Origin of the sequence: Marinibacterium profundimaris (assembly GCF_002210095.1) — a bacterium.
Classification (GTDB): domain Bacteria; phylum Pseudomonadota; class Alphaproteobacteria; order Rhodobacterales; family Rhodobacteraceae; genus Marinibacterium; species Marinibacterium profundimaris.
On record NZ_AQQR01000002.1, the window covers coordinates 422307 to 437988 of the forward strand.

Genomic DNA, 15682 nt, shown 5'->3' on the forward strand with positions numbered 1-15682 from the left:
CTTGTTCACCGAATCTTCATCTGCGATGATTCTGATAACGAACAGGCAACCATTTCGAGGCAGACATGACCGGCGCTCTTCCGCTGTTGCGCGACGTCTTCGGATTCGACGCGTTCCGACCCGGGCAGGAAGAGATCGTCATGGCCGTGGCCGGGGGCGAGAATGTCCTGGCCATCATGCCCACGGGCGGCGGCAAGTCGCTGTGCTACCAGCTGCCCGCGCTGATGCGCGACGGTGTGACGCTGGTGATCTCCCCTCTCATCGCGCTGATGCGCGACCAGGTCCGCGCCCTGCAGGAGGCCGGCATCGCCGCCGGCGCGCTGACCTCGGGCAATACCGAGGACGAGACCGCCGCCGTGCACGAGGCGCTGCAGGAGGGGCGGCTGAAACTGCTTTACATGGCGCCCGAGCGGCTGGCCTCGTCAGGCACCGTCGCCTCGCTGCGCCGGGCGGGCGTGTCGATGATCGCGGTGGACGAAGCGCATTGCGTCAGCCAGTGGGGCCATGATTTCCGCCCCGATTACCTGGCCATCGGCCAGCTGCGGCAGACGCTGGACGTGCCGGTTTCGGCCTTCACCGCCACGGCGGATGCGGAAACCCGGGCCGAGATCGTGGAGAAGCTCTTTCCCGGCGCAGAGGCCCCGCGCCAGTTCCTGCGCGGCTTCGACCGGCCCAACATTCACCTGGCCTTCGCGGTCAAGAACAAGCCGCGCCAGCAGATCATGGACTTTGCCGAGGCGCGGCGCGGGCAATGCGGCATCGTCTATTGTTCGACCCGCGCCAAGACCGAGGATCTCGCTCGCGCGCTGGACGCCCAGGGCCACTCGGCCGCCCATTACCACGGTGGCATGGATCCGGCCGACCGCCGAGCGGTCGAAGAGCGGTTCGCGCGCGAGGACGGGCTGATCGTCGTGGCGACGGTGGCCTTCGGCATGGGCGTGGACAAGCCCGACATCCGCTGGGTCGCCCATGCGGATCTGCCCAAGTCGATCGAGAGCTATTACCAGGAGATTGGCCGCGCGGGCCGCGATGGCGGCCCGGCCGAGACGCTGACGTTGTTCGGGCCCGAGGACATCCGCCTGCGCCGCGCCCAGATCGACGAGGGCCTCGCCCCGCCCGAACGCCGCGCGGCGGACCACGCGCGGCTGAACGCGCTGCTGGGCCTGGCCGAGGCGATGGAATGCCGGCGCAAGACGCTGCTGGGCTATTTCGGCGAGCACGAGGTCACCTGCGGGCAATGCGACCTTTGCGACCGCCCGGCGGAGACCTTCGACGCGACAACTCCGGTGCGCATGGCGCTGTCGGCGATCCTGCGCACGGGCGAATATTTCGGCACCGGGCACCTGGTCGACATCCTGCTGGGGATCGAGACTGACAAGGTGAAGGCGCGCAGGCATGACCAGCTGCCGACCTTCGGCGTCGGCAAGGAGTACAACAAGCAGCAATGGCAGGCGATCTTTCGCCAGATGATGGGGCGCGACCTGGTGCGGCCCGATCCCGAACGCCACGGCGCCCTGCGGATGACGGAAAGCGCCCGCCCGATCCTGCGCGGCGAGGAAGAGATCACGCTGCGCGCCGACAGTGTGAAGAAGGCGGTGTCGACGCCGGCGGTGCGGGCGATGGTGTCGGACGAGGACGCACCGCTGTTCTCGGCGCTGAAGGCCAAGCGGCGCGCGCTGGCCGAGGCGGCGCAGGTGCCGGCCTATATCATCTTTACCGACCGCACCCTGACCGAGATGGCCGAGGTGCGGCCCGAAACGCTGGACCAGATGGCGCGGATCGGCGGGGTCGGCGCGAAGAAGCTGGAACGATACGGCGCCGATTTCCTCGAGGTGATCCGCGGCGCGGCCGGGGATCCGGTGCATCCGGCGCGGCGCAGGCTGGCGATGCGCGACGGGGCGGGCGACGTCTTTGACCGGCTGCAGGAGGCGCAGACCGGGCTGCTGCGCGGGGCGGACGGGACGGAAAAACCGCTGAGCTGTTCGGTGGGCGAGTTGGCCAAGGTGGCCGAGATGCGCGACGGTGATCCGGTGCGGCTGGAGCGGCTGCTGGGCGAGCGCAAGGCGGAACGCTTCGGCGCGGCCTTTCTGGACGTTCTGCGGGACGCGGGCTAGATCTGCGGAAACGCCAATCGGCGGGCCGGGCAGGCGGGGCAGGCTCCCGCCCACCCTCCCCGCCAGCCCCGCCTGCCCTTTGCACCAGGGGGGCGCCGGCGGCGCGTGACGACCGGAAGGAGAAGACATGCTCGTGGTGATTTCCCCGGCCAAGCGGCTGGACTGGACGGAACGCTCGGTCGAGGTGACCGCGCCGGAATTCGAGGCGGACGCGCAGAAGCTGGCGAAGACCATGCGTAACTTGACGCTCAAGGATCTCAAGGGGTTGATGAGCCTGAGCGACGATCTCGCCCGGCTGAACCGCGACCGGTTCCGCGATTTTTCCGACACGCCCGGCGCCGATGATCTGCGCCCCGCGGTGCTGGCCTTTGCCGGTGACACCTACCAGGGGCTCGATGCCGGATCGCTGGAAGACGACGAGATGGCCTGGGCGCAGGAGCACCTGCGGATCCTGTCCGGGCTTTACGGCGTGCTGCGGCCGCTGGATGCGATACAGGCCTATCGGCTCGAGATGGGATCGCGGCTGAAGACGCGGCGGGGCAAGTCGCTTTATGAGTACTGGCGTGACGGGCCGGCGAAGGCGCTGAAGGCACAGGCCGAGGCGCTGGGCACCGACACGCTGGTGAACTGCGCGAGCCAGGAATATTTTGGCGCCGTCGATCCCAAGGCGCTGGGGCTGCGGATCGTCACCCCCGTGTTCCTGGAGGACAAGGAGGGCGAGGCGAAGATCGTATCGTTCTTTGCCAAGAAGGCCCGCGGCAGCATGGCGCGCTACGTGATCCAGCACCGGCTGAGCGATGCCGAGGGGCTGCGCGATTTCGATTACGGCGGCTATCGCTTCGATCCCGACCGGTCGAAGCCGGATGCGCCGGTCTTCGTGCGCCCCTACGAGGCGGCGGGCAAGGCGGCCTGAAGCAGGCGCCTAGGCCGGGATCGGCAGGGGCGGGCGCACGCCTTCGGGGCAGTTCTGCGCGATGCGCTCGTGGATCGCGGCCTTGCGCAGGGGCTTTGTCAGGTAATCGTCCAGCCCGCAGGCCATGATCTCTTCGCGGTCGCCATCCATGGCATGGGCCGTCATGGCAATGATCGGCACGCGCCTGTCGCCGCCGGCCTCCGCCTCGGCGGCGCGGATCAGCGAGGCGGCCTCCTTCCCGTCCATGCCGGGCATTGAAATGTCCATGAAGATCAGGTCGGGCGCGAACTCGCGATGCGCATCGACAGCCTCCTGCCCGTTGAAGGCAAAGCGCAGCTCGATATCCAGGTCCTTGATCATCTTGCGAAAGACCAGCTGGTTGGTCTTGTTGTCCTCGGCAGCGAGGATGCGCAGGGGGCGATCGCGCGGCGGCGGTGCGGGCTCCGGTTCGGGCTCTTCCGCGGGCATGGGGCCGGCCGGTTCGGGCAGTTCCGACAGGGCGGCGAAGAGGTCGCTGCGCGACAGGGGTTTCTGAAGCACCGCCGTCACCAGGGCGCGGGCCGGATCGTTGTCGGCGTAATCGGGGGTCGAGCTGAGCATCAGGATCGGCGCCGTGATGCCCTTGTCGCGAAGCGCCTCGGCCAGCTCGAACCCGTCCATTTCGGCCATCGTGTGTTCGCAGATCACCAGCCCGACCGAGGCGTCGGTCCTGTCCAGGGCCTCGGGCGTCGAGGTGCAGACAGTGACCTCGATCCCCAGCTGGCGCAGCTGCTTGTCGAGGATCGAGGCGTTGACCCGGTGATGATCCACCACCACCGCCCGGCGCAACCCGTGCGGCAGGTGCGGCACCTGCGGCTGCGCCCCCTCGGCCACCATGCCCAGCTGGAAGCCGAAGCACGAGCCCTTGCCCTCTTCGCTGTCGACCCAGATCCGGCCGTTCATCATCTCGACCAGCCGGCGGGAAATGGCGAGGCCGAGGCCGGTGCCCTCGAAATGGCGGTTGGCCTCGCCCTCGACCTGGTTGAATTCGCCGAAGATCGCTTCGACCTTCTGGTGCGAGATGCCGATGCCGGTATCCTCGATCGTGACATGGATCGACGCCTCTTGCCCGGGCTGTTCGGGCACGCCGGTCACGCGGATCAGAACGTGGCCCTCAAGCGTGAATTTCACCGCGTTTCCAATGAGGTTGGTCAGCACCTGACGGATCCGCCCGGGGTCGCCCACATAGCGCGTGGGCAGGAACATGTCGAAGTCGATCAGCATCGCTAGCCCCTTGTCGCGTGCCGCGGGCTGCAGCAGCGTGACCACCTCATGGATGCAGCGTTCCAGATCGAAGGGTTCGGGGTGCAGGACCAGCTTCTCCGCCTCGATCTTGGAGTAATCCAGCACGTCGTTGATGATGACCAAGAGCGCCTCGCCCGAATTGCGGATGGTGGAGACGTAGAGCCGCTGTTCTTCGGTCAGGTCGCTGTCGGCGAGCAGTTCGGCCATGCCGACGACACCGTTCATCGGCGTGCGGATCTCGTGGCTCATGTTGGCGAGAAAGGCGGATTTCGCGCGGTTGGCGGCCTCGGCCCTCTCGCGCTCTGCCTTCAGCTGTTCCTCGTAGCGGACGGTTTCGGTGATGTTGAGCGCCAGCGAGACCACGTCGCCGCCATGGCCGCGCTGGTCGACCAGGCGGATATATTCATCGTTCCAGAGCCTTATGTTGATCGGCGGCGGGGTCGGCGCGTGCCAGCGCTCGGCCATCATCTCGCGCCAGTCGGCGGGGTGCAGATCGCCGGTGTCGACGATGCCCTCCTCGGTCAGGACCTGCAGGATGCGGGTATAGGCCACGCCGGGGGCGATCTCGTCCATGTCGTCGAAGATCGAGAGATAGGCGGAATTGGCGCCGATCATGATGTTGTCGGCGTCGAAGAAGGCAAAGCCGTCGCGGATCGACTGGATCGAATGCCACAGGCGCCGCTCGGCCAGCTCGATCTTCTGGTTGGCGGCGCTGAGGTCCGAGCGGAACCGCTCGTTCTCGTCGCGCACTGTCGTCATCTCGGCCTGGGTCAGGCCGATCTTCTTGGTCAGCGCCAGCGCGTGGCGGCCCAGCTTGCGGTTCGCGGCGGACAGCTCCGCCTGCTTCAGTTCCAGCAGGCGTTCGGCCGCCAGCCGCGCGCGGCGTTCCTCCGCCAGTTTGTTGGCCAGACTCATGGACCCGGATTCTCCCGACAATCTTCGCCGGCATCCTCCGGGATCACGGTGAAGAATGGCTTAATCCCTGCAGGCTATCACCGGGGGCACGGGGAGGAATCGTTGCCTCGGTGCCGTGGCCCGTGCGATCCTGAAGGCAAGAGCGGAAGGAGACGATCATGCGTTGGTTGAACGCCCTGATTTCAAGTGCGGTCCTGGCCCTGGGCGGCCTGCCCGCCATGGCGCAGACGGTTCCGGACGCGCGATTCGTGGTTTCGCGCGATGTGGATTTCTACGGATCGGACCTGCAGGCGCTGTTCGACACCGACCTCGACAGCTGCCTTCGCCAATGTGCGGCCGACGCGGCCTGCGCGGCCTTCACCTTCAACGCGCGCTCCAATTCCTGCTTCCCGAAAAGCACGATTTCCGACCGCCAGCCCTATGAGGGCGCGATTTCGGCCGCGAAAGTGCCGATGGACCTGGGGCTGTTGCAGTCCGCGCGGGCGCGGGCGGCGGATATCGACTTTCTCGGCGATGATGTGCTGGCCGCCGCCGGGCGGCAGGCGCGGGACCTGGGCTTGCGCCACTCGGCTGGCGGCGCCGATCTGAACGAATTGCTGCAGGGCGCGCGGGCGTCGTCGCAGGCGGGCGATCCGGCGCGGGCGATGCGCTTCATCGGGATGGCCGTGTCGGTGAGCGACCGCGCCGATCTCTGGACGGAATACGCGCGGCTGCTGCTGGCGCTGGACGGCGACAGCGCAGAGCAGCGGCGCTTTGCCGACCGGGCGCTGCGGGCCTCGGCCAACGGCTACCTGCGCGCGACCAGCCCGGGCCAGGGCGCCGCCGCGCTGATCGAGATGTCGGAGGCGCTGGAGCGGGTGAACCGCGGCCGCGACATGATCCGCGCGCTGCGGCTGGCGCAGGCCACGCAGCCGCGCCCCGATATAGACGAGGCGCTGGAGGAGGCGATCCGGCAATATGGCTTCCGCGTCGCCGACACGCGGGTCGACAGCGATGCCGCCGCGCCCCGGATCTGCGTGGAATTCTCCGAAGAGCTGATCCGCGCCGGGCAGGATTACGCGCCCTTCGTGGGCCTCGACGACGACCGGCTCGCGGTGGTGGCCGAGGGGCAGTCGCTTTGCCTCGACGGGGTGGAACACGGGGAACGCTACCGGTTTACCCTGCGCGAGGGGCTGCCGGCGGCCAGTGGCGAAACCCTCTGGAAAGACGTGGAAATCACGCAATATGTGCGTGATCGCGGCCCTTCGGTCCGGTTCCCGGGGCGGTCCTATGTGCTGCCGCGCGCAGCTGGCGCCAACCTGCCGGTCGAGACGGTGAACACGACAGAGCTGGACCTGGTCCTGCAACGGGTCAGCGACCGCAACCTGGTGCGCGCCTTCCAGGAGGACATGTTCGCCCGGCCGCTGTCCTACTGGCAGGCCGAGCAGTTCTCGGATGCGATGGCCGAAGAGGTCTGGACCGGCACGGCCGAGGTCGAGACCACGCTGAACCGCGACATGACCACGCGCCTGCCGATGGGAGAGGCGATCGCCGACCAGCCGCCGGGGATCTACACGCTGACGGCGCGAATCCCGGGGGCCGATCCCTATGACCAGCCCGGCGCCACCCAATGGTTCGTGCTGACGGACCTTGGCCTTGCGACGCTCTCGGGCAGCGACGGGCTGCATGTGGACGTGCGCAGCCTGGCCGAAACCACGGCGCTGGACGGCGTCTCGCTGCAGCTGGTGTCGCGTGCCAACGCCGTGCTGGGTGAGGCGGAAACGGATGCCGAGGGCCACGCTCTCTTTGCCCCCGGCCTGGCCCGGGGCACCGGGGCCGCAGCGCCCGCGCTGATCGTGGCGCGCACCGGCGATGACATGGCGTTCCTGTCGCTGACCGACCCGGCCTTCGACCTGTCGGACCGCGGGGTCGAGGGGCGGCCGTCGCCCGGTCCGGTGGACGTGTTCCTGACCACCGATCGTGGTGCCTACCGCGCCGGCGAGTCGATCCATGCCACGGCACTTGCCCGCGATGCCGAGGCCGCGGCGATCCCCGACATGCCGCTGATCGCGATCCTGAAGCGCCCCGACGGCGTGGAACATGCGCGGATCGTGTCGGACGGCGGGGTCGCCGGCGGCCACGTCTTCGACATCGCCTTGGGCGAGACCGTTCCGCGCGGACCCTGGACGCTGGACATCCATGTCGACGCCGATGCGCCGCCGCTTGCCTCGCAGGCGCTGCTGGTCGAGGATTTCCTGCCCGAACGCATCGACTTCGACCTCTCCCTGCCGGCCGCGCCCCTGCGCCCCGGCGACGTGCCGCCCCTGACGGTGGAGGCGCGGTATCTCTTCGGTGCGCCCGGCGCCGACCTGGATGTCGAGGGCTCTGTGTTGCTGAGCCCGGCCGAGACGGTCGAGGCCTGGCCCGGCTACCGCTTCGGCCGCCATGACACCGGCCTGTCGCCGGTGCGCAGCTTCTTCGGCGGCGAACGCACCGATGCCGACGGCATCGCGCGGATCGCGGTGGAGATCCCCCAGATGCCCGGGGCCGACCGCCCGCTTCAGGCGCAGGTGACCGCCCGGGTCGCCGACGGCGCCGCGCGGCCAGTGGAACGCCGGATCTCGGCCCCGGTCCTGCCGTCCGGCCCGGTGATCGGGATCAAGCCGCGGTTCGACGACATGATGGTGCCCGAAGGCGCCGAGGCGGGCTTTGACATCATAGCCCTGTCGCCTGCGCTGGAGCAGGTGGAGATGCAGGTGCAATGGACCCTGAACCGGGTCGAAACGCGCTATCAATGGTATCAGCTTTACGGCAACTGGACCTGGGAGCCGATCGAGCGGCGCACCCGTGTCGCCTCGGGCATGGCCACGCCGGGACGGCTGGCGGCCTCGGTCTCGGCGCAGGTCGATTGGGGGCAGTACGAGCTGGTGGTGGAACGGGTCGGAGGCGACTACACCGCCGCCTCGGTCAGCTTCGACGCCGGCTGGTACGCGGCCGCGGACGCCGCCACGACGCCCGACCGGCTTGAGATGTCGCTGGACGCGGCGTCCTATAGCCCGGGTGACACGGCGATCCTGCGGCTTGTGCCGCGCAACGCGGGCACGGCGCTGATCTCGGTCATGTCCGACCGGGTCATCGCGCGGCAGGCGGTGGAGGTGCCCGAGGGCGCGTCCGAGATCCCGCTTGAGGTGACAGAGGCCTGGGGCACCGGCGCCTATGTCACCGCCACGGTGCTGCGCCCGATGGACGTGGCCGAGGCGCTTGGCCCGGCGCGGGCGCTGGGGGTGGCACATGCCGCGATTTCCCCGGGCGACAAGGCGCTGGATGTCGCCCTGGACATCCCCGGGACGGTGCAGCCGCGCAGCACGGTCCCCATCGGGATCGAGGTCGACGGCATGGCCGAGGGCGAGACGGCCTGGGTCACCCTTGCCGCGGTGGACCTGGGCATCCTCAACCTGACCGGATTTGAAAGCCCGGATCCGCAGGCGCATTACTTCGGCCAGCGCCGGCTGGGCGTGGAGATGCGCGATGTATATGGCCGGCTGATCGACGGGATGACCGGGGCGATGGGCCGCGTGCGTTCGGGCGGCGATGCCGGTGACGGGCTGCGCCGCGAAAGCCCGCCGCCGACGCAGGAACTGATGGCGGTGTTCGACGGCCCGGTGCAGATCGGACCCGACGGACGGGCCGAGGTGCAGGTGCCTCTGCCGGCCTTCAACGGCACCGTGCGGCTGATGGCCGTGGCCTGGTCCGACACCGGCGTCGGGCAGGCCCAGGCCGACATGCTGGTCCGCGACCCGGTCGTGGCCACGCTGATCACCCCGCGCTTCCTGGCCCCCGGCGACCAGAGCCGCATCTCGCTGGAACTGATCCATGCCGATGGTCCGGCCGGAAAGGTTGCCCTTTCGCTCGACGCGCCCGGGCTGGAGGCCGGCGCGCTGCCCGCCTCGGTGACCCTGGGCGAGGGCGCGACGGAACGCCTGAGACTGCCGGTCACGGCAGGTGAGGTTGGCGATTACCCGGTGACGCTGACGCTCACCACGCCCGATGGTACAGAACTCACGCAGACCATCACCCTGCCGGTGCGTTCCAACGATCCGGCGGTGGCCGAGACCCGGCGTTTCCGGCTGTCGCAGGGCGAGAGTTTCACCTTCGACGACAATGTCTTCGCCAACCTGCGCCCCGGCACCGGTGAGGCCCTGATCTCCGCCGGCCCGCTGGCGCGCTTCGACGTGCCCGGCCTGCTCGCGCAGCTCGACCGATATCCCTACGGCTGCACCGAACAGGTCACCAGCCAGGCGCTTCCGCTGCTCTACCTGTCGTCGGTTTCCGGCGCGATGGGCCTGCCGCAATCCGATGTCGACACCCGGATCGCCCAGGCGGTGGACCGTATCCTGACCCGTCAGGCGCCCAACGGGGCCTTCGGTCTCTGGCGGCCGGACAGCGGGGAATTCTGGCTCGACGCCTATGTCACCGATTTCCTCTCCCGCGCGCGGGCCGGGGGGCACGCGGTGCCGGATCTCGCCTTCTCGCTGGCGATGGACAACCTGCGCAACCGGATCAACTACGCCCCGGATTTCGACGAGGGCGGCGAAGACATCGCCTATGCGCTGATGGTGCTGGCCCGGGAAGGGCAGGCATCCATGGCCGATCTGCGCTATTTCGCCGACGTGAAATCCGGCGATTTCTCCACCGCGCTGTCGCTGGCGCAGTTGGGCGCCGCGCTGGCGTCCTACGGGGATCAGCTGCGCGCGGACGAGATGTTCCACGCCGCGAGCGCGAAGCTGGGCCGCGAGAGCCTTCCGCAGGACGTCTGGCGCGCCGATTTCGGCTCCGACCTGCGCGATGCGGCGGGTCTTTTGCGGCTGGCGGTGGTCAGCGGGTCCGATGCGGTCGACCTCGCCCCGCTTGTTCAGCGCGTCTCGGCGCCCAGCGGGCGCCGGTCGACCCAGGAGAGCGCCTGGACCCTGCTTGCGGCCGAAGCGCTGGTGCAGTCGCCCGAGGTCTCGGGCCTGTTGATCGACGGCGCGCCTGCCCAGGGGCCTTTCGTGCGGCTTCGGGAAAGCGGCGATGCGGGCGAGGTTGTGATCACAGCTGACGGCGACCGAGCTGTGGATGTCACCGTGACCACCATCGGCGTGCCCGACGTGCCCCCGCCGGCGGGCGGCGCGGGCTATGTGATCACACGTGAATATTACGGCATGGACGGCGCGCGGCTTGACCCGGGCGACTGGGCCGTGGGCGACCGGTTCGTCACCGTGCTGCGCGTCACCTCTGCCGAACCTGTCGGTGCGCGGCTGATCATCGACGACCCGCTGCCGGCGGGCTTCGAGATCGACAATCCCAACCTCCTGCGCTCCGGCGATGTCGGCGCGCTGTCGTGGCTCGACCCGACCGAGGCGGACCATGCCGAGTTCCGCTCCGACCGCTTCGTCGCGGCCGTCAATGTCCGAGGCGGCGCGCCGGTGACGCTGGCCTATGTGACCCGCGCGGTCAGCCCGGGCAGCTATCACCATCCGGCCGCCACGGTAGAGGCCATGTACCGCCCCGACCGCCGCGCCCGTACCGCGACGGGCCGCGTGACCATCGCGCAATGAGGTGGCTGCGGCGCACGGGGCTGATCTGGCTCGCGGTGGTGCTGCTGCTGGCGGCCGGGGCAAGGGACGGGTTCGACGCCTGGATCGACGCCACGGTGCTGCCCGAGACGCTGGCCGACACCTCGGTCGAGCTGCGCGACCGCGACGGCGCCCTGCTGCGCGCCTACCCGGTGGCCGACGGCATCTGGCGGCTGCGCCCCGGCGGGGTGGATCCGGCATTTGTCACCATGCTGCTGAACTACGAGGACCGGCGGTATCACGACCATTCCGGTGTCGACCTGCGCGCGATGGCCCGGGCCGTGGCGCAGGCGCTGTGGTACGGCCATGCGGTTTCGGGCGGCTCGACCCTTACCATGCAGGTCGCGCGCCTGCTGGAGGACGGCACGACCGGACAGATCGCCGGCAAGCTGCGGCAGATGCGCGTGGCCTGGGCGCTGGACCGGCGGTTGGGCAAGGACCGCGTGCTGGACCTGTACCTGACGCACGCGCCTTATGGCGGCAACCTCGAGGGCGTGCGCGCGGCGGCGCAGGCCTGGTTCGGCAAGCCGCCCGCCCGGCTTGATCCGCAGGAGGCGGCGCTGCTGGTGGCCCTGCCGCAATCCCCGGTCGCCCGCCGCCCCGACCGGCACCCCGAAAACGCCCGCGCGGCCCGCGACAAGATCCTGACCCGCGCCCTCGACGCGGGGCTTCTGGACGAGGGCGACTACCGGGCCGCCCTGTCCCACCCGGTGCCCGCGACCATGCTGCGCTTTCCCCAGCATGCCGCGCACCTGGCCGATGCCCTGCACGAGGCCGCGCCGGACCGAGCGCGTTTCGACCTGACCATCGACCGCGAGATCCAGTCGCGGCTGGAGGATCTGGCCCGGTCCGCAGCCATTGCGGCGGGCGAGAAGATCTCGGTCGCCATTCTTGCCGCCGATCACCAGAGCGGCGAAATCCTTGCCTCGGTCGGGTCGCCCGGCTATTCGGACATGGACGACCGGCAGGGCTATGTCGACATGGTGACGGCGCTGCGCTCGCCCGGCTCGACGCTCAAGCCGCTGATCTACGCGCTGGCCTTCGACCGGGGGCTGGGCCATCCCGAGACGGTGATCCGCGATGCGCCGGCCACCTTCCGGGGCTACGCGCCGCAGAATTTCGACGGCACCTTCCAGGGTGACGTGCGGATGCGCGAGGCGCTGCAATTGTCGCTGAACGTGCCGGTGGTGAAGCTGACCGAGGCGCTGGGCCCGGCCCATGTGATGGCCGCCCTGGACCGTGCCGGAGCCGATCCGGTGCTGCCGGGCGGTGCCCCGGGCCTGGCGCTGGCGCTGGGTGGTGTCGGGCTGACTCTGCGGGACCTGGTGCAGCTCTACGCGGGGCTCGCCGGCGGCGGACTGGCCCCGCCGCTGCACGCGGAGGCCGCGGCCGCGCCGGCGCCGGACCGGCTGGTGTCGGAGGTCGCGGCCTGGCAGGTCAGCGACATTCTTGCCGATCTTGCCCCGCCGCCCGGCGCGCCGCCCCGGCGGATCGCCTACAAGACCGGCACATCCTACGGGTACCGCGACGCCTGGGCGATCGGGTTCGACGGGCGGCACGTGATCGGTGTCTGGATCGGGCGGGCCGACGGTACCCCGGTGCCGGGCCTGTCCGGGGCGGCCTCGGCCGCGCCGGTGCTGTTCACCGCCTTCGGGCGGCTTGGTGCCCGGGCCACGCCGTTGCGGCCGCCGCCGCCCGCGACGCTGATCCTTGCCAATGCCGACCTGCCGCGCCCCTTGCAGCGCTTCGGTCCCGACCGGATCGTGGCCGCCGCCCCGGCGCCGCGGCTGGCCTTCCCGCCCGACGGCGCAACCTTTCCGGACGTGCCGCTGGTGGTGAAGCTGGACGGGGGCACGGCGCCCTTCACGCTGCTGGCGAACGGGGCGCCGGTAGTGACGGAGCTGCATCGCCGCGTGGTCGAACTGGCGCGGCCCGGGCCGGGCTATTCGACGCTGACGGTGATCGACGCGGACGGCCGGTCGGACCGCGTGCGCATCCGGGTGAGATGAACCGCGCAGGCGCGGTGCCTCCGGCGGGAGGTATTTGGGCCAAGAAGAAGGACGGACGCACGCGCCGGGTGACCGATGGTCGGCTGCAAGGCATGGCGCGCCTGATCGGGCCGGGCGCGGGCGGAAGCGACGGGAGCCTCCGGCGGGAGGTATTTCGCAAAGGTGAAGACATGGGGAGGCGCGCAGCCCGTGTGTGGGCCGCGGCGGAAAGGGGCGCCGTGCGTCAGGCGGCGTCGAGTTCGCGGGAGGGGATGACCGGGAAGAATTCCCCGCCGGACCAGAGGCCGAACCAGCCGTCGTGGTGGGCGCCGATCTCGACCAGGCGGTAGAAGCTCTTGCGGTCGATCAGCGCCTCGAGGTTGCGCCGGACGAGGACGTAGGGCGAGGGTTCGCCGGTTTCGGGGTCGCGTTCGACCCGGATCGGGTGCTCGGGCCCGGCCTCGGCCACGTCGCCGACATGGGTTTCGAACACCAGAACCTGGTCTGCGCCTTCGCCTCGGACCTCGAAATCGACGGCGACGAAGGGCGCGTCTTCGACCGTGATGCCGACCTTCTCGACCGGGGTGACGAGGAAATAGTCGTCGCCGTCCTTGCGGATGATCGACGAGAAGAGCTTTACCAGCTCCGGCCGGCCGATCGGGGTGCCCAGGTAGAACCAGGTGCCGTCGCGCGCGATGCGCATGTCGAGGTCGCCGCAGAACGGCGGATCCCATTTTTCCACCGGCGGCAGACCCCGGCCCTTGCCCCCGGACCGGGCTGCCCTCGCTGAGGCAGCGATGCCATCTGCCGAGGGGGTCACGGGTTTTTGTCCACTCATAGCTTTTGCCATTCCAGATTGCCGCGATACACTTTTTCCCAACAGCATATAGAAGCCGCGAAAGGATTGTCATGTCGGACCAATCGGACCTTGTCGCCGAGATCGAGGCGGTCGAGGCGAAACTGGCCGAGGCCAAGGCCTCGATCACCCGGCGCTTCATCGGCCAGGAGCAGGTGGTGAACCTGTCGCTGACCGCGATCCTCTGCGGCGGTCATGCCCTGCTGATCGGCCTGCCCGGCCTGGGCAAGACCCGGCTGGTCGAGACGTTTTCGACCGTCCTGGGCCTGCACGGCAACCGCATCCAGTTCACGCCGGACCTGATGCCCGCTGATATCCTGGGCTCCGAGGTGCTGGACACCAACGCGGACGGCAGCCGGGAATTTCGCTTTGTTCCCGGGCCGATCTTCTGTCAGCTGCTGATGGCGGACGAGATCAACCGCGCCTCGCCGCGGACCCAGTCGGCGCTGCTGCAGGCGATGCAGGAGAAGACCGTGACAGTCGCCGGCGAGGATCGCGCGCTCGAGGCGCCGTTCCACGTGCTGGCCACCCAGAACCCGATCGAGCAGGAGGGCACCTATCCGCTGCCCGAGGCGCAGCTGGACCGGTTCCTGGTGCAGATCGACGTGGCCTATCCGGACCGCGCGACCGAGAAGGAGATCCTTCTGGCGACCACCGGTCTGACCGAGGAGGAGGCGCACCAGGTCTTCACCCGGGACGAGCTGATCGCGGCGCAGGGGCTGCTGCGGCGGATGCCGGTGGGCGATTCGGTGGTCGAGCTGATCCTCGATCTGGTCCGCGCCTTCCGTCCGGACGAGCCCGGCGTGTCCGAGCGCGTGCGCGATACCGTCGCATGGGGGCCGGGCCCGCGCGCGGCGCAGGCGCTGATGCTGACGGTGCGGGCGCGCGCCCTGCTGGAGGGGCGGCTGGCGCCCAATGCCGAGGACGTGATCGCCATGGCCAAACCGGTGCTGAGCCACCGGATGGCGCTGAATTTCGCCGCCCGCGCCCGCGGCGACAGCCTGAGCGAGCTGATCGACACCACCGCCGCGAGCCTCGCGACCGGCTCGGACGCGGGAACCGGGGCCGCCGCGTGATCCCGGCGCGCGATCTTCGACAGCGATCCGAGACCGAGGCCTCGGCCCTGCCGCCGCTGCTGGCGCGGGCCGAGCAGCTGGCCGGCACCGTGCTGCTGGGCGATCACGGCCGGCGGCGCGCCGGCATGGGCGACGATTTCTGGCAGTATCGCCCGGCCCAGGTCGGCGACAGCCGGCGGATGATCGACCACCGGCGCTCGGCCCGGGGCGATCAGCAATATGTGCGCGAGCGCGAGTGGCAGATCGCGCAATCGGTGATGATGTGGGTAGATCAGGGCGCGTCGATGCGCTTCACCTCGGCACCGGGCGGAAAGGCGGCGCTGCCCGAGAAGATCGACCGCGCGCGGCTGCTGGGGCTGGCGACCGCCGTACTGCTGATCCGGGGTGGGGAACGCGTGGGCCTGACCGGCACCACCCTGCCGCCCCGGCGCGGCAACATGCAGGTGATGCGGCTGGCCGAATTCTTTACGCGGGACGATGCCGCCGACTATGCTCCGCCGGAACACCGGGCGATGATCCCGCATGCGCGGGCGCTGTTCCTGTCGGATTTCCTCGGCGACATGGCCGAGGTCCGGCTGGCGCTGACCAAGGCGGCGGACCGGGGCGTGCGCGGCGTGCTGATGCAGGTGCTGGACCCGTCCGAAGAGATGTTCCCGTTCCACGGGCGGACGATCTTTGAAAGCGTCGGCGGCTCGATCCGGCACGAGACGCTGAAGGCGGGCGACCTGCGGGACAGGTACAAGGACCGGCTGGCAGAGCGGAAGGACGAGCTGTCGCGGCTGTGCCGGGCGACGGGCTGGCGGTTCGGCACGCATCACACCGGCGACAGCGCGCAATCGGCGCTGCTGTGGCTGTACCGGGCGCTGGACGGGGGGACATCGTGATCCGCCGGGCCGTCGCATCAGGACGACACGGCGGCCCGGACGATCCTGTTTGCAAACC

The 15682-nt window shown here is 69.7% G+C and carries 8 protein-coding genes; 6 read left to right on the plus strand and 2 right to left on the minus strand.

The window, feature by feature from the left end:
• The first annotated feature begins 65 nt into the window (after positions 1 to 65).
• Together recQ and yaaA are read left to right on the plus strand one after the other, a co-directional pair.
• Positions 66 to 2114 carry a DNA helicase RecQ gene (recQ, locus tag ATO3_RS06955; protein ID WP_088649095.1) on the plus strand — a complete coding sequence of 683 codons (2049 nt, stop codon included), beginning with the start codon at positions 66 to 68 and terminating at the stop codon, positions 2112 to 2114.
• Positions 2115 to 2241: 127 nt separating this feature from the next.
• Positions 2242 to 3027: a peroxide stress protein YaaA gene (yaaA, locus tag ATO3_RS06960; RefSeq protein ID WP_088649096.1), complete on the plus strand. Its 786-nt coding sequence runs from the start codon at positions 2242 to 2244 to the stop codon at positions 3025 to 3027.
• 9 nt (positions 3028 to 3036) lie between these two features.
• Here the strand turns inward: yaaA and ATO3_RS06965 are convergent, their stop codons facing one another.
• A complete protein-coding gene (locus ATO3_RS06965; protein ID WP_088649097.1) occupies positions 3037 to 5226 on the minus strand; it encodes a response regulator in 2190 nt (729 codons plus the stop codon).
• A gap of 158 nt (positions 5227 to 5384) precedes the next feature.
• On the opposite strand from ATO3_RS06965, the gene ATO3_RS06970 reads away from it, so the two are divergent.
• The gene (locus ATO3_RS06970) at positions 5385 to 10802 is read left to right on the plus strand and encodes an alpha-2-macroglobulin family protein (protein WP_088649098.1); all 5418 of its coding nucleotides are present in this window, start codon (positions 5385 to 5387) and stop codon (positions 10800 to 10802) included.
• A complete protein-coding gene (pbpC, locus tag ATO3_RS06975; protein WP_088649099.1) occupies positions 10799 to 12829 on the plus strand; it encodes a penicillin-binding protein 1C in 2031 nt (676 codons plus the stop codon). The genes ATO3_RS06970 and pbpC overlap by 4 nt, the downstream gene beginning before the upstream one ends.
• A 223-nt stretch (positions 12830 to 13052) precedes the next feature.
• On the opposite strand, the gene ATO3_RS06980 is transcribed toward pbpC, so the two are convergent.
• Positions 13053 to 13646 carry a DUF1285 domain-containing protein gene (locus ATO3_RS06980; RefSeq protein ID WP_088649100.1) on the minus strand — a complete coding sequence of 198 codons (594 nt, stop codon included), beginning with the start codon at positions 13644 to 13646 and terminating at the stop codon, positions 13053 to 13055.
• Between the two features lie 71 nt (positions 13647 to 13717).
• On the opposite strand from ATO3_RS06980, the gene ATO3_RS06985 reads away from it, so the two are divergent.
• The gene (locus ATO3_RS06985; RefSeq protein ID WP_088649101.1) at positions 13718 to 14740 is read left to right on the plus strand and encodes an AAA family ATPase; all 1023 of its coding nucleotides are present in this window, start codon (positions 13718 to 13720) and stop codon (positions 14738 to 14740) included.
• Complete coding sequence (locus ATO3_RS06990) at positions 14737 to 15624, plus strand: DUF58 domain-containing protein (RefSeq protein ID WP_088649102.1); 888 nt, start codon at positions 14737 to 14739, stop codon at positions 15622 to 15624. The genes ATO3_RS06985 and ATO3_RS06990 overlap by 4 nt, the downstream gene beginning before the upstream one ends.
• Positions 15625 to 15682 lie beyond the last annotated feature (58 nt).